This window comes from Arthrobacter sp. V1I9, assembly GCF_030817075.1.
GTDB lineage: Bacteria > Actinomycetota > Actinomycetes > Actinomycetales > Micrococcaceae > Arthrobacter.
Genome location: NZ_JAUSYU010000001.1, coordinates 1,524,462 through 1,544,773 on the forward strand (window position 1 = coordinate 1,524,462; position 20,312 = coordinate 1,544,773).

Genomic DNA, 20,312 nt, shown 5'->3' on the forward strand with positions numbered 1-20,312 from the left:
TCAAGCGGCCTGGAGTTGTCCGCTGGTATCAAGATTCCTCTCGACATCGGGTTCATCTCCTTCCGGCTCGTCTAGCCCAGCACGGAGAATTTTGTCCGCCGTACTAAAGACCCGCTTGATGGATGACTCAGGTGGATCTTCACCTTGCAACCATGTTTGGATGTAGCTTCGGCTTTCTGAGGCGTTGAACTGATCGGTTGAATCAAGCTCATTCATCAGCAGATAAGCGGAGCCCTCGGCTTCGAACTCAAAGAGCCCGCGGTGGGTCCGGTACTCATCCATCTGGTCAGGCACGGTATGCCCGGCCACGATGTGCGAGAACTCGTGAAGTGTTGTCTTGAACGGATAGACCGCAACCGGGTTGATCGCGAACGTACGTGCAATCGAGTACCCCTGTGAGTTGCCTTCCAGCGACTCGTAGGGAACTTGGATCAGAGAGAGCTTGCTCATCGCCAGCTCCTTGCTCCAATGAGGCGGCTGGTACTCGGGTAAATCCTCGCCTTCAGTTTCCGAGACGCCGAAGATTGACGGAACCAGCTTGAAGCCGGATAGCCGCTTCTCTTCCTCGCCCTTCTCTGTCGTTTCCTTCCGGAACATAGGCACATAGATCACCTTTGCCTTGCTGCCCTTCTTTACCTGCCGGTCCAGCGCGAGCCAGCCCTTGTAGGTGTTCACCGGCTCCGTAAGCCCCTGCATCATGAGCAGAGCCTGGTTACCCAGCGAGAAGCGCCTGAAGCGGTTGTACGTGCTTCCAGCTTGTCCAGGCAGTTCCAGTGCCGTCTTGAGCAGATCAGGCCAGTGAGGGGGCGTTGTAAGCCGTTCCCCGGTCATTGCTCTAGTCCTCAGCCAGAACGACTCGGCAGCGTTGAACCGCTGTCCAAGATTCGGCCTTGCCGAGTGCATAGTTGGCGGCCACAAAGTAGTCGTCAAAACGCATCAGGTTGCCGTTGAACTTGTTGTCGTCGTCGAAGGTCTGGAACTCCGCCTTCAGTTGCTTCTCTCCAAACAGGAGATCGACAACCTCTTGGGGAACGTCGGTTGTGTTGCCATCCTTATCGGGGAGCCCGACGAGGATGGCGTCCCCAACGATCACGTCGTTGTGCCGGACGCTGGGGAACAGCAGCCAGAACATAAGTGTCGCCCGGCGGTTGATCGGAAGCTTCTGGAGCTTACCTTCCTCGTTCATGACCATCGACGCGTGCAGCGGTCCCAGGTCGATGAACTGGACGTAACCGCCAACTGCTTCTTGCATGGAGGACAGGCCGTTGATTGCTACTTTGTAAAGGGGCCGTTGTTCGTCTACTGGGATCTGGATTGCGTGAATCACGCTTACCACTTCCTTAGATCGTGGGTTTTACCTGGCCTCGGTTGAGGACAGGATCAAGCCCGCGATCAGGGCTTACTTCTTCTCTTTCTTCGGCTTGTAGCCGGCGCTGAACTGACAGCCCTTTGCCAGGCACTTGAGCTGGCCGTTGCTGATGATGTGGCCGTTGCGACAGGTCTTGTACGACCCGCTAGCCGTTGTGCGCCCTACTAGATGATCGATCTCGTTACTGAGTGGCTTGGGAACGGTAATAGGTGCAGAAAGCCGCTTCACTTCTTCACGCGTCTGATGAGTCTCGGCAATGAGGTCCACGAGGTCGCTGAAACGCAGGGTGGCTAGGACTTCATCGTCAGCCTGGAAAACGACAGTCGGAATGCGACTGAAACTTGCGCCGGATAGCGCCTGTCGGAACCACTCTTTGATCTTGATCGTCTTGTGGTTCTTGCACTCGATGTCTAGGGGAGTGTCTTGGAAGTAATCTTTGATGTCGGTCTTGTGATGAGAGCCGGCGCCGCTGCGTTTGTCTCTGGATACTCGCGCTCCGAGCTTCTTCTGTAGAAGCTTGGCTACTGACTTCTCTAGGGAGACGCCCTTTTCAGAAGAGACGCTCATGAACCTGCCTCTAGCAACACATCACCCGTGTCATGGAACCACCTGCCCATGGAGGTAGCTTCGACCCACGGACTTGTGGGGTCGGGGCGGTAGTGAAGGGCTTGCATTATTGCTGTGTGATCAGCCAAGGCCTTTAGCACGAGGCCTACCTGGTAGTCATCAGGTGCATCTGTTTCGTGTTCTCGCGCTCGGACTTTCAAATTGTCCCTTAGTCTTTGCGCCGCTTCGCTGGGTATATTGCGTTCGTTGTCAGGCATATCACCTCCTTATTGGTTTATTGGGTTGTGCTCTACCCAGTCTCACCGGCAATCGGACACTACTCGGATTGTAGGTGAGACAAGGTGCACCAGGGCGGCTACTGTGCGAGTGGACGCACCCTGATGCTGTCGTTTCTTGTAACAAGGAAGATTCCTTGTAGACAGAGTTTTGAGAAAGGTGCGAAGTAGGCGAATGGGTTCGTCTACCCATCCAAGGGCGCAATGGCTTGTGATCTTGGATGGAGCACGGTGCTGCTGGGAAAACCGAACCAGCGCGGTCTATGTCCACGAGATAACTTGGGAGAGTACCTGTGAAGTGTGGACGGCGAGCACCGTATGTTATGTGCTCTTTTTCTTCTTGATGATTCGTTTCCGAACTGGCAAGAGATCTTCTGAATCTAATTTCTCGAAGTACAGGTGTAGGTCGCTTAGTTTACTAATAGCATCCTCCTGGCGCTCATTTTGATTGAGGGCACCTTTTTAGTCAATACTTACGTCTATTAATGAGGCTTTTGCTGGCCGAACTCTCGTAGGGGCAGCGGCGTATCCGTTACCTAGAGCAGCCCTAACTCCTTGAGTTCCTTCTCATCCCAATCAACCGGCTCGTAGTTGATGTATGACCGGATGGCTCCACGAGTTAGACGTATCCATGCGGCTACACATTCCTCAGCCTGCTCGATGGATGGTTTCCCGGTCTTTGCCGACCAGAGAAAAGGCGTCTTGATCTCCAGCATCTTGCCGATGCTCCTAAGCGTCGCTTGGGTGTGCCTGAAGACCTCGGGGGCGATGAGACCAATCTCTTCCGCCTTGTCTCGGAGTTCCTGCATTCGAGGCTGGTAAGCGTGAAACTCCTCGTCCGTGATCTGGGTTCCCCATGCCATGTCCTGATAGAGGCTTTCGGCAACAGACAGGAACCGGCCAAAGAGGTCAATCTTGTGGTCGAGATTGCGGTCGCGGCGCTTGGCGTCGTTCTCTAGCTTCCAGCGGGCTTCTTCAGCCAGGGCTTTCTTGTTTTCGCGGCGAGCAGTGAAGACCGCAGCTACTATTTGCGCTGCTACGGCTCCCGTTGCGCCAAGGCCGGCTCCGCCTAGTGCCAGAAGTATCGCTTCTTGAGTTATCTCACCAGCCAATTTCAAGTCCCAATCTAGAAAACCTGCAGGGAGTGGTCGGCATATTTGTAGGGCTTCTCCAGGTCGTAATGGCGGAAGACATCCTCGTCTCTCTTCTCCAGCTTGCCCCAGTTGTTTCTAAACCACGTGAGCCCTTGAGCGTCCCGGAACGTCAGGTCGCTGGAGACCAAGTAGTGGGACAAAGCCATGTTTGGAAGCGGCACGGGTATCGACGCAGTTTGGCCAGGCGGTACGAGGCGAATCATCTCGCCTACCTCGTCTACCAAAAGGGGAGTTCCGTCGGACTGGAAGCGGCCATTGACGAGGACTACGAACACGTCATAGATGACGCTCTCAGAGGCATTACGGACCATGACACTGCTGCTGTTTTGGTCGAACCAGCTGGAAACCTTTGACGCCTGAGCGGCGAGTTCCGTCTTCTTCCGCTGGTGCTCGTCTTCCGCGATCTTTTCGCTTAGTTCGCGATCTTTCTTCCGCTCCCTCAAGAGACCCGCAAGCCCGAGGAACAGAGCCAGAGCTGTTGCCCCTCCTGATACCCAGTCGGCCCAGCTTCCGATTTCCACACGTCCCCCGCACTCTCGGTTCCTGTTGAACATGCTAACGGCCGCTAGGACATTGGTTTGACCTACTCGGCGCTGCGCATCTCCATCTCACCTAGAAGGTGGTTCAGGATGCTTCGGACATCCTTGCGCTGCATGTCGGTTAGGTCGGTTTGCTCCAGTGCGAGGTAGTGCTCCGTCTTAGCCACGAGGTCTACCGGCCCCAGGTCAGCGTAGCCGTCTAGCTTCCGAGCTTCGAGCCGTAGCTCGAGAGACAGGGATGGGCCTTCTTCTTGCTTCTTAGTATTGAAATTGATCAGTTCGCCCATAGGCCTCCATTTCTTGGTTACTTACTTGTGCCTCCTGCTCCAGTTGAGCTCGGAAGCTGGGACTTATTTTGTGTTCGATGCGGTCCAGTAGCGCGAGGCTGATGAAGTCCACCATCTGGCGCTGCTCGTCTAAGAGTGGCTGTTGTTCCAGTCTGTGGATCTCGTCGTAGCGGTGGACGAGCTGTATCTCGTCTAGCTCGATGTAGCTGTCCATGGCTCCTAGTTCACGCTTTAGAGCGGCTTCGCGGCTCCTAGCGAGTCTGAACTCATCGCGAACTGATATGAAGTGCTCACTCATCACCGTCCCTCGTGAGAATGCCCTGCTTGAATAGCTCGATGGCTAGCTTCGCCACTGCGTCTTCAGGTGTAACCTCCAAGACTTCTGATATGCGATCCTTGCCATTGATTGTGTAAAGGGCGTGGTACGCGTCCCTTGTCTTTGTTAATTGAACGTATCCAGTCGCGTTTAGCGATGGCAGCTTCCTCAGTAAGTAGCCAAGGTAGTAGGGCGGTGGGGACGTCGCATAGTGGATTCCATTGCAACGCTCGCTTGGACACCAATTACTGAGCGCATACAAGTCTTCCGATAGTTCTGGTGAAGCTACGTTCATGATGCTGCCTCTAGCAGCTCAGGGTTCTCATAGATGTTGCCAATTACTTTGATTTCCCAGGTGTCCCACCAAGTTTCGTCGGGTTCGTAGCCGTTCAAAGACTTTGGGTACCAACCTGATAGATGCTCTGACCACTCCACGACGAAGGCACCGAACTTCTCACGACTGACTTTCTCTGTGTAGTCGCTAGCCAGGTCGATAAGAGTGATGATGTCGCCGTCATAGACGTCAACGCCATTCTCGTCCTTGCGGCCGGTGTATTCCATGAGCGCTACCCGCGAGCTGTCCAGAGTCTCCATGTGCACGCTTACTTGCATCCCCTTGGCTACTTCCGGCCAAACTACGAGCACGGAGTCATGTGAACGGACGAACCAGGCATCAGCACCAAGCCACTCCGACTTGCTCTTGTCCCAAGCTCTAAACTTGATCTCTCTCATTCATGCGTTCTCCTATTTAGTTATTGATGGGCCGTAACCCAAGCCCAGCACCGGTTTGTAAGAACCTGATTATTTGTCCGCTTCTGCGCAAATCAGAATCGGTTGGTGCTGGGCTTGAACGGCGGCTGTGGAAAAGTCCTTTTGCCTTGCAAAGCTTGCGCGGTTGACAACATCGAACTTTGATTGCTCTTATAAGCCTCGTATGCCATGGAGACATCCGTCTGTCGAGTGGCGAGCTGCGTCAAAAAATGTTGTGGCATAGTTTTTCGTTCTCTGACCTCTGTTAGCGGGTCTGAAAAATGCGACGTACAAGCTAGGTTGTACGATGTGCGGTCTTTACGCGACGCGCGCACTTTGCTTAAGTAGCTACACAATGTACGACGAAGACGAACGAATCATTGAGCTGGCTAGCCAGGTGCCTCGCAAGGCAGCTTGGATGATAAAAGAAGAACTTGGTTCTTCACGTTCGGTTCGTCGTATCCAGGAGATCATCAACGCTCGTCTAGGTCGTCGACCTACAAAGGCGTCGATAGAACGAGGTGACTTCCTCCGCGATGGTGTAGCCGCTTACATGGTGAGCCAGGGGCTCGACGAGCACTACTGCTCAAACTGCCTGAAGCGGTCTCTATATAAATGTGCGATTCACAAGCTCGGTCCCGACATAGACTCATGGGTCTTCGTGTGCCGGCACTGTGCTGTGCCTGGGGATCGTTAGGCCGCTGATACTTCCTTGGCGTGCTTGTTGATTATCGCGTTGAGCTGGGCGACGTCGAGTGCCGTCAGTGACTTCTTGCCCTTTTGAGGGACTTTGACACCTGCTTTACGCAGCACGCCCATGCGTGCCAACAGCGCCGCTTTTGTGATGTTTAGGTTCTTAGCCGCGTCCTCGAGAGTCTCGCTCTTGAGGTAGGTGATCAGGGTGTCCCTGTAGTCAACAGCCATCAGAGGTTGCCCTCCTGATTAGTGAACTTCTTTCGACGCTTACTTATGCGCCCACCCTTCGCCCCGGCTAACCTGGCCCTAGCCCGTCCTTCTTCGCCGTCACCAAATCCGCCGCCCGTGCCCCGACTGCCTCCTATGCGGCCGATGTCGCGGAAGTGGTTGGGATTCTTAGCAAGGATCGTTGCGACTGCCTTCTTCGATCCTGCGGACGTTCCCGACATTAGCGTGGGCTCCAGAAGCGGCGCTTCGGCGCTGGCTCCTTCACGAGTATCTGAGGAGACGCAGGACGGCATGTTTGATGGTCCTTGCGCCAATCTTCGAGCTTCTTTACGCGCCTTTCCAGACCAACGAAGTGATTGAACTGTGCTCGGGCGATCGTCACCATTTCTTCTTCGTCGTCACCATTCTGCTCGATAGCAGTCGCGACACTTGGAACATTGATCAACTTCTTGGCCTTCTCAACTCTTTTCCGGTTAGCCTCTGCCTTATTCCGCAGCCACTGAGGCCAGGTGCCGGCCCTTCGTACTGCGTTTACAGTTTCGCGGCTTACATAGTGCTTTCGACCGATCTCTTCGGCGTTGTACGTGTCAGCTGCCACAGCAGCCTTTACATCGCGGTTGATCGAGTAGAACTTGATCTTGGTGATCTTTGCGCCTGGCATCTAGTTAGCCCTCCGGAACTTGGCAAGGATTCTCAGGCTGCGTCGGGCATGTTTGATGCTTCGTTCTAGATCAGCACGTTGATAGCTGGCAATGGTTGCCGCCTGCGTAGCGTTGAGCTTCTCGAAGCGAGCTGCACGCTCCTTGTATGTATCGCGTTCGCCTTTCACCGTCTCAAGCTGCGTCTGCATATCTAGATACGCCTGTGCTTGTTCCTTAGTGAGGTTGGTGTCGAGTAGCCCATCGGCTTTGCGATGGTTGTATCGCTCACAGTTTGCTGACTGGTAAGCGGTCCATGATCGAGCGTTCTTGATTCGTCGAACGACTGATTCACCGCGGCCGTGTAGCTCTTGAACTTCTTTGGCTGAGAGCCCGTTCTTGAAGCTGGCTTTGATCGCCAGGAAGTCCTGACGAGTGATTCTTGTGCGTGCCATTTACTTGGTGTTCCTTGGTGGCAATTCCACCATTATGTTTGTTCCATGCACCTCCTTGTACTTAGCGAGCTCTAAGAGCTCATAGGGGATGCAGACGTTGTGCTTGATGATTAGGTTCCGCTCCTCTGGTGTGAGGTCTGCAGTGAAGCAAAAGTCCACCACTGCTTCTCTAATGCCCACTGGGAGCTGATTCGCAAGAGCGCGAATAGCGGGCGGGTGCAGGCGGCTCACGCGATCGACGACTATGTCGATGGCGTGCTCTCTGGTATCGGGGGCGGATCATGAGGGCTTTCCCTGCCCTACCGGGATCTTGTTGTTCGGATACCACTCAGTTGGTAGCTGTCGGATGCCGGCATCAACGTTGTTGAGCGCAGTGTTCAGTAGTGCTTTGTCTTTGGCGTCGCAGTTCCTTAGGAACGGCTTACCTGTGACAGAGAAAATGAACTTGTTGACGAATCCCTTGTTGGCTAGTCCCAGTGCATCTAGGCGCCCCTCCAGGCTCTTACTGTCTGGATCTTGGTTAATGTCGTCATCAGTGACAACAGATATGTGTTCGCCTGGTTGGCCTTGTTCGATCTCCAGTGCCCGGTCTGCTGCTTCGATATCTGCGACGCGATGAGAGATCATCTTGTTGAGGTTCATGATGGTAAGCGTCGCGTGGTCCCTAGTTTTCACCTTCCAGATCTCAGCCGCTATTCGATCAGTCGGATATTTCATGGCCATGCAGAGTGACTTGATCTGCTCAAGCTGCTCGTCTGTCGGCTTCAGGAATACTCCGCTGGCTCTATTGCCGTCATCGTCATCATTCTTAGATGTGAGACCTATATGAGCCATAAGGGCATACCTACGGGTGTAGGTGATCGCTGAAGCGTGACTTTGAGGATCAATCTTTGCTAGGGCCAGTTTCGTCACGTCCTGGAAGCTTGTGCCGTCCTGGCAGAAGAGGATCGTTCTAATCGCTGCCAGACCATCGAGGGTCGTCAGCGGCTGAATGACACCAATCTTGTGCTTGGCCAGGAGCTTGTAGGCAGCTGTCACCACTTCATCCAAAGGTGTAAAGCTGCTACCGTACTCGTCGTTTTCCGCAGATCGGACTAGCGGTTCTAACTCCTTCTGGATAGCAATAAGTGCCTTAGCAATCTTTGGAGGTATCACCGAAGGCTGCATGCCCTGTTCTTCTACACCGGGGTCCATGTGGGCTCCTGGGCGAAGTCTCGCCGTTTAGCAACATATGGCCGGCTCTGCACTGCCGCACGACGTGCACGGATAGCCGAAAGCGCCTTAGCGTGCGGATTGACTTGCTTTTGTCGCCTTAATTCCGTCGAGGTATCGTTTGCCACGGCTTTTTCCTTTCTCGATCTCGTAGAAGATCTCTCTAAACTTGTCGTTATGCTGAACTGTGTTGACGAAAAGAACGGTGCCGTTAGCGGCATCTGGTAGGCCGTTCTCTTGGAGCCAGAACCTGTAGAGCTTTAGCGTCTCTTTGGTTCCTACTGGAACGGTTACCGATAGCGGCTCGCTACCGATCTTCTTTTGTGGTGGGTAGATGTGTTTATCCATGCCACTCCTTTCTATTAGGTTTGTATTCGCCGAGTTGTAAATCTGCGCGGTGTGGGTAGTGCCCGTTTGCTAATGCTCATTATGAACGAAAGCCCCAAATGTTCAATAGTCTTCGAGTTGTAGAAATAGCAACGCTAGCTGTGGAAAACACTGCTGATACTGCTATGTGTTTGGACATGTGCGTGGTGCGGGTCTGGACACATACCAGATGGCTGTCCCACCAGCGGAAACACAGGGCTTTGGCGCGAGACTAACCTGTTCTATACTGCGACCATGCGCCTAAGTCCTCGCGACGCCGATATTCTGCACTCACTTGACCGCTTTGGCCAGCTTTCGACTGGTCATATTTGGCAGCTACATTTCCCAGGTATAAAGAGCAAAACTTCATGGGACAACGTAGCTAAGAAACTAATGCGGGATAAGTTCATCGTCCGGATGGGGCGTCGCCAGGTGCAGGGAGATCACAAGGGCTCAGGGCCGGCTGTTTACCAGCTCGGAGCGGTTGGCTGGCAATACCTTGGCAAGCGTGGAAAGTTCCGCCCTCGTTTCACCGCTATATCTGAGCACCGATTACGAGTGGCCGATGTCTTCGCTCAACTGTGTGAGCGTGAGGACAGGGGAGAGGTGAAGATACGCGGCTACTACTGTGAGCCTGATACTCACATGCGCCTCGCTGGCGTCACCGTGCGCCCTGACTTTTTTGTAGAGCTGGAGCTGACAGATAAAAGTGAGCTCGTATCTCTTTGGATAGAGGTAGATCGCGACAATGAAAGCCGCATAGAGATTGAAAAGAAGCTGCGCGAGTACGTCGCTGTATTCGATGGTGTGCAGCCTGGGGAGATTGAGACCGTTCCTAGCGTGCTATTCCTTGCCGAGACAGATATAGGGCTTCGGAACCTTCAGGGCTACATGCACGGTAAGCTAGGGGCTTATGAGCACATGTTTGAGCTGATGCATATAGAAGGATTTGCCGACAATGTTAAGTAGTAAAAACTACTACTTAACAGGGGTGAAAACTATTGAATATTCAACTAAAGGAGCGCATAATATAGACAGTCACCAACAGATAAAAGGAGAGTATCTATATGACGCAAAACCAACTAGAAGAAAAAATTCTTGAGATAGCGCAATTGGCGCTCGATGAACCGTGGACGGATGCACAAGGGGCTGCGGCCGTGCTGGCGAAGGACATCATCGGGAGTTATTACGATCCTACGACTCAGATCGCTGCGATTTGGTCGATCGAGGACATTCAGGGTCTTGCTCCCGAACTGAGTGATGATCAGGCAATGGACATACTGAAAGACGCTAAGAACCACCATGACGCATCAGTAGGCATCAACTGGGACGTTCTGGAGTATTACGTTGATGTGGCCCGTAGACAAGCCTAGTGGCCTACCGCTATCACACAGTAGACAGCCACAGTGGCGCGATAGTTCAAGAATCGAACTCGCTATCGTCTGAACAAACAAATCCTTCTTACGGACGCTCTCGGCCACGTTCAGAGGCCTACTACCGCCCAAGGCCGTGGCCTAAGACGCCAGAAGGCCGGTTAGTGATAGTCGGGGTAGGCTGCTTCATCTTTGGGATGGCCTTGGGCTAACCAAGGAAAAATTACTTATAACTTAATAACGGAGAAAATTGAATATGCCAAACTGGACAACTAACCATGTGGAGATAACCGGCAGCAAAGAAAACATAGCTACCCTTATAAGTGATACGAAGCTCGGCTTCGAAGTCGGCGATACAGAGTTTGATTTCAAAGGGATTGTGCCCATGCCTGATGCCCTAAATATAGAGAGCGGCAGTAGTACAGACCTTGGATTGGCTGCGCACGATGATGAAGCTTTCAGGTATACGTCGTCATTCCCATGGTTCAGAGACCGGTACCCAGATGCTAAAACTCGGGAAGAATTCGCATCGACTCTCGAAGACAAGCAGCCCGAGGTCTACAACATCGGCAAGGTAGCCTTCAAGAATAAGCAAGAATACGGGTATGCCACTTGGTATGAGTGGAAGAACGCTCGCTGGGGTACGAAATGGGGCGCGAGTCACGCAGTTCTCACTGTAGCTCCTAGCGATACGAGGGTAGTCCTCAGTTTTGATACGCCATGGGTCGCACCAGTGCCTATCTTTGACGCTTTAGAAGAACGTGGCCTTAGTGTGCGCGCGGTGTCTGTACACGAAGGCGGCGAAGAGCCGACAAGTTACGGAGATGCCTGGGAGGTGTTCTCTACATGGACTGAAGTGCAATACGTCGGGTAGATAACCTATAGAAACAAAAAGCCCTGGACGTTGTCTAGGGCTTTTGCGTTGGAGGAGCGTCTACTGCCGAAGCGCTCCTACGTGGCTTGATACCAGGCTTCCCTATGATGAAGAAAGACTTGTGTTTTTTCAAGAGCTTTTGCCGTTCTGCAAAGGTTGGCTCGAAGTAGGGGACACCTAGTTCAGGAACAACGTAGGTCTTGTTTGTGAGTTTTAGAAGATCCATGGGGATGACTATGAAGCATGGGGCGCTTTTTGAATAGTACTTATCCACTGTTTCGCTGCGGTTTTCCACAGGAAAAGTGCGCTAGATCACTTGTCAAGATTGACTTGCATCACATGATCTTCATAATGACTAGTAACCGTTTGGCAACCTAATCATTGTCAGCCGGGGGTATAAGAAAAAAGTAGAGCCCCCTATAATGGAGACTCTTGCTTGGCAACCTAATCTGCTTCTATTTTAGCAGTGTTGTTTACTTATGCAAATACTTTTACAATAAAATAGTTCGCAGTCTATGTTATAGGCGGTGATGAGGGATTAGGTTGCGTATAGCCGTGTCGTACCTTTGGGCACTAGTCGGATCAAAGGTTACCTGCACAACCCCCTCTTCTCCGTCTATAACGCTTGAAGGTAGCTGTGAGCGCTGAATAACTCTGCTACGCCAGAAACAGTCTGAGACCAAGTACGGTAATGGCTGAACCTAGAGCCCAAAAAGCTAGGCCGGAGTAAGAGACACTCCTAGCGCTCTCACATGCTTTCAATCAAAACTGTTGGTGCAGCCCTCACAGGCTTGGTGAACCGTGACTAAATGTTGACTCACCTGACTTACTGAGCGCTGAACTATTGATCTCCTTGTTGGAACAGATCCCAACTGGCAAGCCGTATGAAGATACGTGAGCATTGGCAGGGAGTAGAGAATAGTTTGTAATTGGTTTGTCCTGGTCGATCCCTCAAGTAGTAGGGAGTAGGGGAGTGTGCCCTCTGCTAGCATCGCCTCATGGTTCAACGGCGCATCAGTGGGGCAGTGGGCAAGGCCAAGAAGAAGGGCAGCCATCTCAAGTCCTTTGCTCAACGACGAGCAGAGGCGTTGTTGAAGCAACGCAGGACGGCTGAGAAGGAAAACGACCAGCCCGCAGCCAATGAGACCGACAAGAACTTACGTCGGTTCCGTTCGCGTTTTGGCAGGGCTGTTCTCAATGCGGAGACTGGCCGATGGGAAATACGACGTGATTCCGAAGTCGTCGCTATCCAGCAAGCGGTAGGCTTCGCCCGCAAGCCCGAGACTCCGATGCCTGACATGGATATCAGCCTCTTCCTGGACACCGACGACGCTGTTTCAGCTCTCAGGGTTATCAAGGCAACGCAGCGCATCGCCAGTGAACTTGGCTACCAGACGCCCCGCATCGTCGAAGTAGAGCGTGGTTCTTTCATTGCCCGATTTCTAGCTGCTTGGAACGGCGCTAAAGGCCAGAAGGTAAGGGCTGAGTCCCTGGCTAAAGCTAAAGAGTTCGCATTAGAGGCAGAGCAGTACGGACGGCTCCATGTTCAGGACAAGCAGGCTGACGTCGATCAGAAGAACGTGAGCAGTGCTGTAGAGCTAATAAACGCCACAGCAGACATACCTAGCGTTGCACTAAAGGCTGGGGCTCTCCTATTCCTCAAGTACACAGGTCCAGACGGGCAGCCTGTTATTGTCTCGCGAACGCTCTCTACTCGTGAGATGGCTATCTACGATAAGACGCCCTCCCTCAAAGCTGATCCCTCAAAGGTAGAAGAGAACCTGGCTATCTTGGTCGCACTCGATGAAGCACAAGACGATGACCAGCCACGGGCTATAGGGCAATGACAGCTGGTCTCGCCCCTCAAGTAGTAGGGGAGGGTGGGACTATGGTCTTCGCTACGGTATATATGCCGCTACTCCTACGAGCGCGAGAGATATTGCCCCAGCTCCCACAAACTTGACTATGTTCGAGATGAACTTCTTGTCTTGGTTGAGCGTAGTTCTAATGCCATACGCGATCATGATGAGCGCGAAGACGACAGCTATAGCGACGACGGTAAGTCGTCGGTAGTTGGGCTGTTGGACGTACCCCAGTCCGATGGCGGAGAAGTAGCCCAGGATCACAACGATGAATCCGGCTATCGTTCGGCTGCCGACATCCCGCCAGAACTTTTCATCGCGCATCCACTCGCCAGGCCACTGCCAGGGCTTGGACTGCTTCTCCGCCTCGGAAGTCTCACTCATGAGGCAATGCTATTCCAGCTGACGGTGTTGGGTGGCTATCCCCCGGCTACTGAGGGAACCGACTTGGTAAGAATCAGGATGACAAGGGAAACGCCAACAACGGCAAAGACGAGCTGCAAGATGATGAACGCGAAGTTGCCCATGGCTTTTTTGTCCCGAGTGTGGCGAGAGGTTTGCCAGATGTTGACTCCAACCAACGCTAGGAAGGCTACTAGGATGCCCGCCGTTACGAAGGTGAATCCTCCGGATACTTGGACGAAGACCTCTTGCATCTCCTCCCACGCTTGCGTGAGCAGGAAAAATACGATTGACGCCAGAACCCCGGCAAGTACGTTCCCCCAGAAGGTTTTGTCAGCCAGCTGTTTCAGTAGCTCTTCATTCGTTCGGTCTTGAGCTGCTGCATCGGTATCAGCACGTCCGCCCCCATTATTTGATTTCATGCTTCAATCCTATTCGAGGAGATACACCACCCATAGCCAACTCAGGACGTCCTGCCTGTTGTCTATTTCACACCATCAAAACTATTGAACATTCAACCAAAATGGCGCATAATCCCAACAGATAATTAAGCAGGATAAATGCCATGAAGAAACAGTCACTACAACAGTTTGAAGAAGGGATCACACTCGAAGACATTCGAGAGGTTCTTGGTGAAGAAGGGGCGAGCTCATGAGCGCTCCTGATACAGAACTATTTGAGCTATGTAAGGAAGTGTATAGACGCTTCCCTAGCTGGAAGTATGAAATCGACTGGATGGTCAAAGCCAACGTAGGGCTTCCGAGCGAATACATACGACGAGCGTTCTACGAAGAGGACAACGATGAAGACGACTTCATTTACGAACTTGAAGAATATGGTTCTGACAGTGCAGTCCCTCTGTACACCTCTGACTACCTACGAGAGAAGTTGCGCAACTACGACTTCACGATTGTGAATCTAAACCAGGAGACGCTCTCACTTACGAGCGACAGTCTTGACGATCCTGATGCGGCGATTCTTGGTAAGAACTTCGCTATCGTGCTCCTAGAGCTAGCAATCGCGTTAGACGATGCAGGAGAGTTCAACCATGCGTAAGCCTCTCCTCATATCAGCAGTAACAGTCGCCGTCCTTGGCGCAGGAGTAATCATCTACATGAACCAGGAGCAACCTAAGCCAGAAGAGAACCAAGCGGTCCAGATCCAGGCCCGCGAACCGAGCGCCGTGACGCATGAATCAACTTCAGATCGCCCGCAGCCTCAAGACACTCCACCAGTAGTTGTAGAGCCAGCACCCATAGTTACTGAACCAGCTCCGACGCCTCCACCAGCTCCCGTCCAGCAATTAGAGCCATATACGTTCGCGGCCGAGATGGCAGCAGCCGGCATCGCTGAAGCTGACTACGGCTACGTCACTGACATGGTTCTAGACGCACAAGGCTGGCGAACCTTCCAACGCGACAAACCTGTTTGGCACCTGGCACGTCGAACCCAGGGAACTCTTACTGAGCAACTCTCACAAGTGAAGCTGTACGTCGAGGTCAACTTTGGCGGTGATTGGGCAGCAGCTCACGCCAAGTATGTGACGGTGGGGCAGTTCTAGCTATGTTAAAGTTCTGCTTCCTGTTTCTACTGGAGATCGCCTTGGCGTCACTTCTGTTATTCGCCATGGACTCTGACACCTGGGGTTTCATAAGGGGGGCATGTCTCGGAGCCTTCGTTGTCTTGATTCCGACGCTCGTCAGGTTAGAGCGGAGGGCTAGGTCATGAGGGCTAACACCTCACAACCAGACACGATAGATGAGGTGCTAAACCGCCACGCTCAAGAGTTCAAGGCTGGCCACTTGGACAAGGTGAAAGCCGCCCTCTCTGCAATGGTGGCGGAGATAGTTGGGGAAGATGTGAAGTATTTACGCGGACGGTCATTCCCGATGAGCGAAAAAATCATGAAGAATGCTGCGATACGCATCGAAAACGAGCTACGAGGCGAACAGCGTCAACGTGCTATCGCAAAAGGCTTCACCCTTGAGGCAAAGTCATGAGTCTCTCCTGCCGACTCCTAGGCCACAAGTGGGATATGTTCGCTGGCTACTACGAAGAGCGCGTTCACCAGAAGGCATATTGTCAGAGATGGGGACGGGGGAGAGGGTGATGGCCCAGATAGAGAAGAGCGAACTACGCAAAGAGCTAAAAATATTTCAGGATGCAGTTGCCAGTTGGGGCTACCCCAATGAACCAAGAGGGACAAGTCAAGGCGCTGGATGTCTTTGAGGAACGTATTCAAGCCCTCATCACCCAGCAGTGCAATCTGGCGAGGATTGATGAGCTAAAACCCGTATTGTTCAGGGTCAAAGATGCGCTATCAGTGTCCTCTGGCCCTAGAGCTATTGTCCGAACACATCTTGTCGATGAGTTTATAGATAAGCGCATAGCCGAACTCAAGTCACAAGGAGAGCAGGGATGAGTGATTACAAGGTACGGGAGAAGTTACTTAACGTCCTAGTGAAGCATGAGCTTAACATCGACATGACGAGTAAAGACGATATGGACTTCGTGCTTGCTCGTGCGGAGGTGTACCAGAGACTCTCGCTCATGACATCGCGGAAAAGTACAATCGAATTAATCGACATGCTTGAGCCGATTGTTACGGAGTCTGAGCGAGCAGCCAAAGAGCGATTGCTGGATGAGCTAGAAGCAGCTTGTCGAACCATGCTCAATTATCCAAGCGGGTATATGAATAGCGGCGTATCTATTGATGTCATACGGGGCAAACGCCAAGAACTGAAAGACCAAGGGAGCAACTAAGCTCCCTTTTCTATTTCCACTGCTATTCTTAGCCTATGTTCGGTATCGGTAAGCAAAGGCCAGCAGCGAGGCCTGTGAAGCCCAAGGAGATTCGGTGGCCAGGCCCGCCACCGTTCATCTATACCAAGGCGCAAGCAGCGGCAGACGTGCTCACGATCAAGAAACAGATCGTGCATCTTCCTGGTGCAATCAACAACTTTCGTCAGTCCCAGGGACTCGAACGCATCCCGCTCAAGGACGAGCTGTGCAGGTCCGCCACCCGGAAGACTGAGCACATGGTGATCCATGGCTACTACGGGCATGAGGGGCCAGAAGGTAACCAAGCTTGGGCATGGGATCTCGCCCGCGACGAGGGATACTCTTCACCGTATGTAGCCGAGAACCTCATGGAGTGCTACGTTGAGTCCGCCGCCGAGAGGATGTGCAAGATATGGGAAGACAGTCTCGGTCACCGAAGGGCCATGCTTGGTAATTGGCATGAGTTTGGCGTGGGCTTTGCTATCAATGAAAAGGGCAACGCTTACGTCGCGGCCCACTTCGCAACTCGACGGTAATTGATGGTCCGGAGATTCCCGGACCATCAATCTGACTTAGCTTCCGCCATCTACTTTTATCCGATCAGCTACGGCCCGAGGCATCGTTGAACAAGCGTCTTGGTTGCTCCGCTTATCTGCATGATCCGCGGCCGTGTCAGTAATTCCTATAGTCGCTACAGCAGCCTGCCATCCGCCCATGCCTTCTATCTGCTTTGGCACCCACACGTTAGCTGCGCCATTCAGGTTGTCCCACGTCTTTGGATAGGTTGCTTTGTCCACATAAGCCCCGCCTTCTGGGCCTCGTTGTATCAGGCTTGGGAAGGGCACTATGCCCATGAGTAGGGCGGCTTGCTCTGGCGTCATAGCCCAGGGCGGGGTATTGAAGTAGTACCAACTGGCCGCACATACGCCATAAAGGTTCGGTCCGAACTGTGCGTAGTTTAGGTAGAGCTCTAAAATTCTCTGATCTGACAGCGTGTAGGCGAACTGCGTAGCTAGGACAGCCTCAACGCCTTTTCTGACGGCATTCTCGTCCGGCGTGAGGAAGATGTTTTTCACGAGCTGTTGCGGGATGGTGGAACCACTCGGATCTTCCTCGCCGGCCAAGTACGCTTCTGCTCTTGCTTTGAAGTCCTCTATATCGAAACCACCAGCTCGTGTACCGAGCTCTTGGTCTTCGTGAGCAATGGTTGCAGCGACCATGTAGCGGCTGACGTGGTTTAGGGAGACGTACTGGTAGATGATCGGCTCGCCGTCGAGTCGCATGTATGAAGTGCGATCCGGTGTGAACCAGATATGGGCAACGGCAGTGAGCTCACTCGCAGCCAGGATAGTAGCCAGGAAGATCCCGACCGTAGCGAAGATTTTCCGAACTTGCCTTTTTGCCTTCGGCTGAGGGGGACGAGCTGGCCGCTGGGATTCAGGGATTGGCTCGCTGGCTGGAGGACGAAAGCTCGGCTCTACTGTCGGTTGGGTCTCATCAAGTACTGAGGCATTAGGTTCCATATCTCCCACCAGAATTTAAAGTACTCCCTCGTGAAATACGAAGGTGATGGCAAAAGTCTACGCTTTCGGGTAATTCCGAAAAAGCCCCAATAAATGACACCTCGTTGACATGCGGTCTTTTAAGTTTGGCCATTCTGTGCGTAAATAATTGCAATATGAAGCAGCAACACAAATTGACTAGTGGCGGCCTTATGAGCGGAACGCCGACCACGATGAATGGCTCGATCAAGTTCGACTACGTCTACAGAAACCGCGACGAAGCAGGCTCCATCCTTCATGAAGTAGTGACCCTCGACGAGGTTGAAACAGATGAGTTCGTCTATGATCTGGAAATCCTGGCGCGCCGGCTCTTCACGGGGATCCAGGATATGGATGGGGTGGATATCTTCGACGGCGACATACTCGAATACGTCTCGCCTTACGGTGATGATCTACCTCGCGACATCTACGTCATTGAATGGGCGGGCCATGGTTTCGAAGCTAGGTGGCGCAATCCGCCGAGCTCTAGCTATACGTCAGACGGTCACTTGTCTCTTCAGGGCGCTGACGAAGACATGCGGATCATAGGCAATGTCGTTGAGCACCAACACCTCCTTACGTTTGAGAGGGAGTCCCGATGAGCCGATCCGTCCTCGCGTGCTGGCTACTGGTCTTCTCGCTGTTGTCGTACGCCGCTTATCTCGCCATTGCTGGCAAGGTAGTCGATGCCATTTTTATCGGCTTGTTCGCCGTAGTTGCACTTCTCTTGGCGAGCGACAAGGACGCTCCAGCCTGACTTCATAGGGCGGCTTACTGTCGTACCCCACAGGTAGGCTTCAGAGCGAAGTAAGCATCCGCCCTAAGCGTTAGGTATCTCCAACTACATGATCGATCTGGAAGCCGCAGCAAAGTCTCCCTCGAAGCTCCGGCAGCTGCATCTCCTTGGCGAGATCTATCGGTTGTCCGAAGAGTGGGGCCGGCTCGACGTTCCCACTGCCGGTCTCTACAACGAGGGGCATGAGTGGGGGATCGATGTCTCTGCACTCCGCGGGGATCTAAAGGCCTTATTGGCTAATGGATGGATATATACGGAGGTGCCGTCAGGGAAGATACCTGACGTGAGGCTGGAGCAGGCGGGTATCGATGTCGCCTTGGAGTACAAGAGGGTGCGGAGTAATCCGCGCCAGCGGGCTTCCGCGCTGAAGCCCGCGCTTATCAACTGGCTCTACGATCAGTACCTCGCGGGGGAAGAGCCGAAAGACTTCACGTCCTTCAAGGCCGAGCCTGAGGGCAGTTACCTAGGCCTTGCCTACACTGACGATGAGATCACTCGAACAGCCAAGTGGTTGAAAGACAAGGGCTACATTCAGGCGTGGACTCCAATAAACGGGAAGGTCATGTCTCCTAGGATCACGGCCAGCGGCATACACATCGTCGAACTAACAGAATCGGCCGGCTCAGCGCCGAAGCCCGAAGGAATGATCGTGAACAACAACTTCAATATTCGCGACTCCCACTCGATGAACTTCGCTCTCAACAGTCCTGGAGCCGTGCAGAGCAACACCCTGACAACTGAGCAGCTAAACGAGGCAGCTAAGGTTGCCACTGCGTTCCGTCAGATGTTGCCGATCCTTGGCGTACCCGACGAGAAACATGAGGAAGCCCAACAGGTTATCGCCGACCTCGAAGAGGAAGTCTCGGCCGCAGAGCCGAAGCAGGGACGGATCAAGAACCTTCTCTTCAAGTCACTGGAGCTCGTAGCGCTTGGCACGGCGGGCGGCGCCGCAGATGCTCTGGGTGCTATGACGCAGTCAGCCATAGATGGTTTGGTCTAAGACTCCTCGGCCTGAGGCAGCTTATCCAGTGCCTTACCGGTGAACTCGCCAGCCTTCTTACCTGCTTCCCATCCTCCTCCGATACCAAGTGCGGCGATGATCTTTTCCAGCTCGGGATACTCCGTGTTGATATTCAAGACGACGCACGTGACGGCCATCATCACTGCAAAGCGCATGAACCAGATCACAACCGTGCGGTCGGCCTTAGACAGCTTGTAGAGGGCCGGTAGCTCTTCAATGGATTCCGCCAGTTCGGGGTGACTGTCAAAGAAATCATCGGTGAGCTCGTCTAGCTCATGCTCAGCTACTTCGGCGCGGAACTTGATGGCGTCTGCCAGGACACTGTCGATGTAGGAGGTATCGATGGCTGCAGCCAGGGATTTGGTGAGTGCTGTGACAGGAAACTGGAACTGTTCTTGCAGGGCAAAGCTAGCGGCGATGTTGACTGAAGGGTAGAGCCCGCGCACCATCTCCGCGTGTGAGTCCAGGAACATCTTCGCGACGTTGTTCACCCCGGAAGCCTCAATGATCATCTTTTGGATGCCGGCCAACTGGTCCGAGGGGTAGGCCATTTTTACCGCCGATGCCACGGTCTCCGAGATGCTTGCCAGCATTGGGGACATCATCTTGGTGTAGTCAGGCATGATGGCACTCATGTCAAACATGAAGGGCTTCGCCAAGAGAGGCGATGCGTCCATTGTTGACCACACGCTAGAGAGATCGAACGAGGCGGCAGAGTTGACGATGGAGTTGGTCCCGCTCAGCGGATCATCTGAAGTCACCCTTCAAGCCTACTGACGGGTACCGACATTTCGTGGGAAGACTGCCTCC

At 53.2% G+C, this 20,312-nt stretch carries 32 protein-coding genes; 14 read left to right on the plus strand and 18 right to left on the minus strand.

Features of this window, described 5'->3' with window-relative positions; genetic code table 11:
• From QFZ70_RS07175 to QFZ70_RS07240, 14 genes are all read right to left on the minus strand, one after another.
• The gene (locus QFZ70_RS07175; RefSeq protein WP_307094703.1) at positions 1-831 is read right to left on the minus strand and encodes an ArdC family protein; all 831 of its coding nucleotides are present in this window, start codon (positions 829-831) and stop codon (positions 1-3) included.
• A gap of 4 nt (positions 832-835) precedes the next feature.
• Complete coding sequence (locus QFZ70_RS07180; RefSeq protein ID WP_307094704.1) at positions 836-1,327, minus strand: DUF3846 domain-containing protein; 492 nt, start codon at positions 1,325-1,327, stop codon at positions 836-838.
• A gap of 72 nt (positions 1,328-1,399) precedes the next feature.
• Positions 1,400-1,936: a hypothetical protein gene (locus tag QFZ70_RS07185; protein ID WP_307094705.1), complete on the minus strand. Its 537-nt coding sequence runs from the start codon at positions 1,934-1,936 to the stop codon at positions 1,400-1,402.
• 811 nt (positions 1,937-2,747) lie between these two features.
• Positions 2,748-3,323 carry a hypothetical protein gene (locus QFZ70_RS07190; protein ID WP_307094706.1) on the minus strand — a complete coding sequence of 192 codons (576 nt, stop codon included), beginning with the start codon at positions 3,321-3,323 and terminating at the stop codon, positions 2,748-2,750.
• A 14-nt stretch (positions 3,324-3,337) separates the two neighbouring features.
• On the minus strand, positions 3,338-3,886 hold the full coding sequence (locus QFZ70_RS07195) for a hypothetical protein (protein WP_307094707.1): 549 nt from the start codon (positions 3,884-3,886) through the stop codon (positions 3,338-3,340).
• A 62-nt stretch (positions 3,887-3,948) separates the two neighbouring features.
• Positions 3,949-4,191, minus strand: coding sequence for a hypothetical protein (locus QFZ70_RS07200; RefSeq protein ID WP_307094708.1), 243 nt, complete (start codon positions 4,189-4,191; stop codon positions 3,949-3,951).
• Positions 4,163-4,405 carry a hypothetical protein gene (locus QFZ70_RS07205; protein WP_307094709.1) on the minus strand — a complete coding sequence of 81 codons (243 nt, stop codon included), beginning with the start codon at positions 4,403-4,405 and terminating at the stop codon, positions 4,163-4,165. Before QFZ70_RS07205 ends, QFZ70_RS07200 begins: the two co-directional genes overlap by 29 nt.
• Positions 4,406-4,481: 76 nt before the next feature.
• A complete protein-coding gene (locus QFZ70_RS07210; RefSeq protein ID WP_307094710.1) occupies positions 4,482-4,802 on the minus strand; it encodes a hypothetical protein in 321 nt (106 codons plus the stop codon).
• A complete protein-coding gene (locus QFZ70_RS07215; RefSeq protein WP_307094711.1) occupies positions 4,799-5,239 on the minus strand; it encodes a YopX family protein in 441 nt (146 codons plus the stop codon). The genes QFZ70_RS07210 and QFZ70_RS07215 overlap by 4 nt, the downstream gene beginning before the upstream one ends.
• A 711-nt stretch (positions 5,240-5,950) precedes the next feature.
• A complete protein-coding gene (locus QFZ70_RS07220) occupies positions 5,951-6,181 on the minus strand; it encodes a hypothetical protein (protein ID WP_307094712.1) in 231 nt (76 codons plus the stop codon).
• A 220-nt stretch (positions 6,182-6,401) separates the two neighbouring features.
• Positions 6,402-6,842, minus strand: a complete 441-nt coding sequence (locus tag QFZ70_RS07225) for a hypothetical protein (RefSeq protein WP_307094713.1) — start codon at positions 6,840-6,842, stop codon at positions 6,402-6,404.
• Positions 6,843-7,274 carry a hypothetical protein gene (locus QFZ70_RS07230; RefSeq protein ID WP_307094714.1) on the minus strand — a complete coding sequence of 144 codons (432 nt, stop codon included), beginning with the start codon at positions 7,272-7,274 and terminating at the stop codon, positions 6,843-6,845.
• 279 nt (positions 7,275-7,553) lie between these two features.
• Positions 7,554-8,468 carry an ERF family protein gene (locus QFZ70_RS07235; RefSeq protein WP_307094715.1) on the minus strand — a complete coding sequence of 305 codons (915 nt, stop codon included), beginning with the start codon at positions 8,466-8,468 and terminating at the stop codon, positions 7,554-7,556.
• An 87-nt stretch (positions 8,469-8,555) separates the two neighbouring features.
• Positions 8,556-8,834, minus strand: coding sequence for a hypothetical protein (locus QFZ70_RS07240; RefSeq protein ID WP_307094716.1), 279 nt, complete (start codon positions 8,832-8,834; stop codon positions 8,556-8,558).
• A 273-nt stretch (positions 8,835-9,107) separates the two neighbouring features.
• Between QFZ70_RS07240 and QFZ70_RS07245 the strand changes: the two genes are divergently transcribed.
• The 4 genes from QFZ70_RS07245 to QFZ70_RS07260 all read left to right on the plus strand — a co-directional run bounded on the left by QFZ70_RS07245 (position 9,108) and on the right by QFZ70_RS07260 (position 12,946).
• Entirely contained in the window at positions 9,108-9,821 is a 714-nt protein-coding gene (locus QFZ70_RS07245; RefSeq protein WP_307094717.1) for a replication-relaxation family protein, read from the plus strand.
• A 98-nt stretch (positions 9,822-9,919) separates the two neighbouring features.
• Entirely contained in the window at positions 9,920-10,225 is a 306-nt protein-coding gene (locus tag QFZ70_RS07250; RefSeq protein WP_307094718.1) for a hypothetical protein, read from the plus strand.
• A 256-nt stretch (positions 10,226-10,481) separates the two neighbouring features.
• Positions 10,482-11,099, plus strand: coding sequence for a hypothetical protein (locus tag QFZ70_RS07255; RefSeq protein WP_307094719.1), 618 nt, complete (start codon positions 10,482-10,484; stop codon positions 11,097-11,099).
• 998 nt (positions 11,100-12,097) lie between these two features.
• Positions 12,098-12,946 (plus strand): hypothetical protein, encoded by an 849-nt coding sequence (locus QFZ70_RS07260; RefSeq protein WP_307094720.1) that lies wholly within the window; start codon positions 12,098-12,100, stop codon positions 12,944-12,946.
• 51 nt (positions 12,947-12,997) lie between these two features.
• Here the strand turns inward: QFZ70_RS07260 and QFZ70_RS07265 are convergent, their stop codons facing one another.
• Both QFZ70_RS07265 and QFZ70_RS07270 read right to left on the minus strand, forming a co-directional pair.
• The gene (locus QFZ70_RS07265; RefSeq protein ID WP_307094721.1) at positions 12,998-13,345 is read right to left on the minus strand and encodes a hypothetical protein; all 348 of its coding nucleotides are present in this window, start codon (positions 13,343-13,345) and stop codon (positions 12,998-13,000) included.
• A gap of 35 nt (positions 13,346-13,380) precedes the next feature.
• Complete coding sequence (locus tag QFZ70_RS07270) at positions 13,381-13,785, minus strand: hypothetical protein (RefSeq protein WP_307094722.1); 405 nt, start codon at positions 13,783-13,785, stop codon at positions 13,381-13,383.
• Positions 13,786-14,014: 229 nt separating this feature from the next.
• Here QFZ70_RS07270 and QFZ70_RS07275 point away from each other — a divergent pair, with 229 nt between their 5' ends.
• From QFZ70_RS07275 to QFZ70_RS07300, 7 genes are all read left to right on the plus strand, one after another.
• Positions 14,015-14,419: a hypothetical protein gene (locus tag QFZ70_RS07275; RefSeq protein WP_307094723.1), complete on the plus strand. Its 405-nt coding sequence runs from the start codon at positions 14,015-14,017 to the stop codon at positions 14,417-14,419.
• Positions 14,412-14,924: a hypothetical protein gene (locus QFZ70_RS07280; protein WP_307094724.1), complete on the plus strand. Its 513-nt coding sequence runs from the start codon at positions 14,412-14,414 to the stop codon at positions 14,922-14,924. The genes QFZ70_RS07275 and QFZ70_RS07280 overlap by 8 nt, the downstream gene beginning before the upstream one ends.
• Positions 14,925-15,087: 163 nt before the next feature.
• On the plus strand, positions 15,088-15,363 hold the full coding sequence (locus QFZ70_RS07285) for a hypothetical protein (RefSeq protein ID WP_307094725.1): 276 nt from the start codon (positions 15,088-15,090) through the stop codon (positions 15,361-15,363).
• A complete protein-coding gene (locus QFZ70_RS18985) occupies positions 15,360-15,473 on the plus strand; it encodes a DUF1660 family phage protein (protein WP_373461553.1) in 114 nt (37 codons plus the stop codon). Before QFZ70_RS07285 ends, QFZ70_RS18985 begins: the two co-directional genes overlap by 4 nt.
• Positions 15,474-15,524: 51 nt before the next feature.
• The gene (locus QFZ70_RS07290) at positions 15,525-15,785 is read left to right on the plus strand and encodes a hypothetical protein (RefSeq protein ID WP_307094726.1); all 261 of its coding nucleotides are present in this window, start codon (positions 15,525-15,527) and stop codon (positions 15,783-15,785) included.
• On the plus strand, positions 15,782-16,126 hold the full coding sequence (locus QFZ70_RS07295; RefSeq protein WP_307094727.1) for a hypothetical protein: 345 nt from the start codon (positions 15,782-15,784) through the stop codon (positions 16,124-16,126). The genes QFZ70_RS07290 and QFZ70_RS07295 overlap by 4 nt, the downstream gene beginning before the upstream one ends.
• Before the next feature lie 74 nt (positions 16,127-16,200).
• The gene (locus QFZ70_RS07300) at positions 16,201-16,680 is read left to right on the plus strand and encodes a CAP domain-containing protein (protein ID WP_307094728.1); all 480 of its coding nucleotides are present in this window, start codon (positions 16,201-16,203) and stop codon (positions 16,678-16,680) included.
• A 36-nt stretch (positions 16,681-16,716) separates the two neighbouring features.
• Here the strand turns inward: QFZ70_RS07300 and QFZ70_RS07305 are convergent, their stop codons facing one another.
• Entirely contained in the window at positions 16,717-17,427 is a 711-nt protein-coding gene (locus QFZ70_RS07305) for a biosynthetic peptidoglycan transglycosylase (RefSeq protein ID WP_307094729.1), read from the minus strand.
• Between the two features lie 395 nt (positions 17,428-17,822).
• Here QFZ70_RS07305 and QFZ70_RS07310 point away from each other — a divergent pair, with 395 nt between their 5' ends.
• From QFZ70_RS07310 to QFZ70_RS07320, 3 genes are all read left to right on the plus strand, one after another.
• Positions 17,823-18,287: a YopX family protein gene (locus QFZ70_RS07310; protein WP_307094730.1), complete on the plus strand. Its 465-nt coding sequence runs from the start codon at positions 17,823-17,825 to the stop codon at positions 18,285-18,287.
• On the plus strand, positions 18,284-18,442 hold the full coding sequence (locus QFZ70_RS07315; RefSeq protein ID WP_307094731.1) for a hypothetical protein: 159 nt from the start codon (positions 18,284-18,286) through the stop codon (positions 18,440-18,442). Before QFZ70_RS07310 ends, QFZ70_RS07315 begins: the two co-directional genes overlap by 4 nt.
• 88 nt (positions 18,443-18,530) lie before the next feature.
• Positions 18,531-19,481, plus strand: coding sequence for a hypothetical protein (locus QFZ70_RS07320; RefSeq protein WP_307094732.1), 951 nt, complete (start codon positions 18,531-18,533; stop codon positions 19,479-19,481).
• Here QFZ70_RS07320 and QFZ70_RS07325 read toward each other — a convergent pair.
• Positions 19,478-20,263 (minus strand): hypothetical protein, encoded by a 786-nt coding sequence (locus tag QFZ70_RS07325; RefSeq protein WP_307094733.1) that lies wholly within the window; start codon positions 20,261-20,263, stop codon positions 19,478-19,480. The two genes, QFZ70_RS07320 and QFZ70_RS07325, sit on opposite strands and share 4 nt — an antisense overlap.
• Between the last annotated feature and the right edge of the window lie 49 nt (positions 20,264-20,312).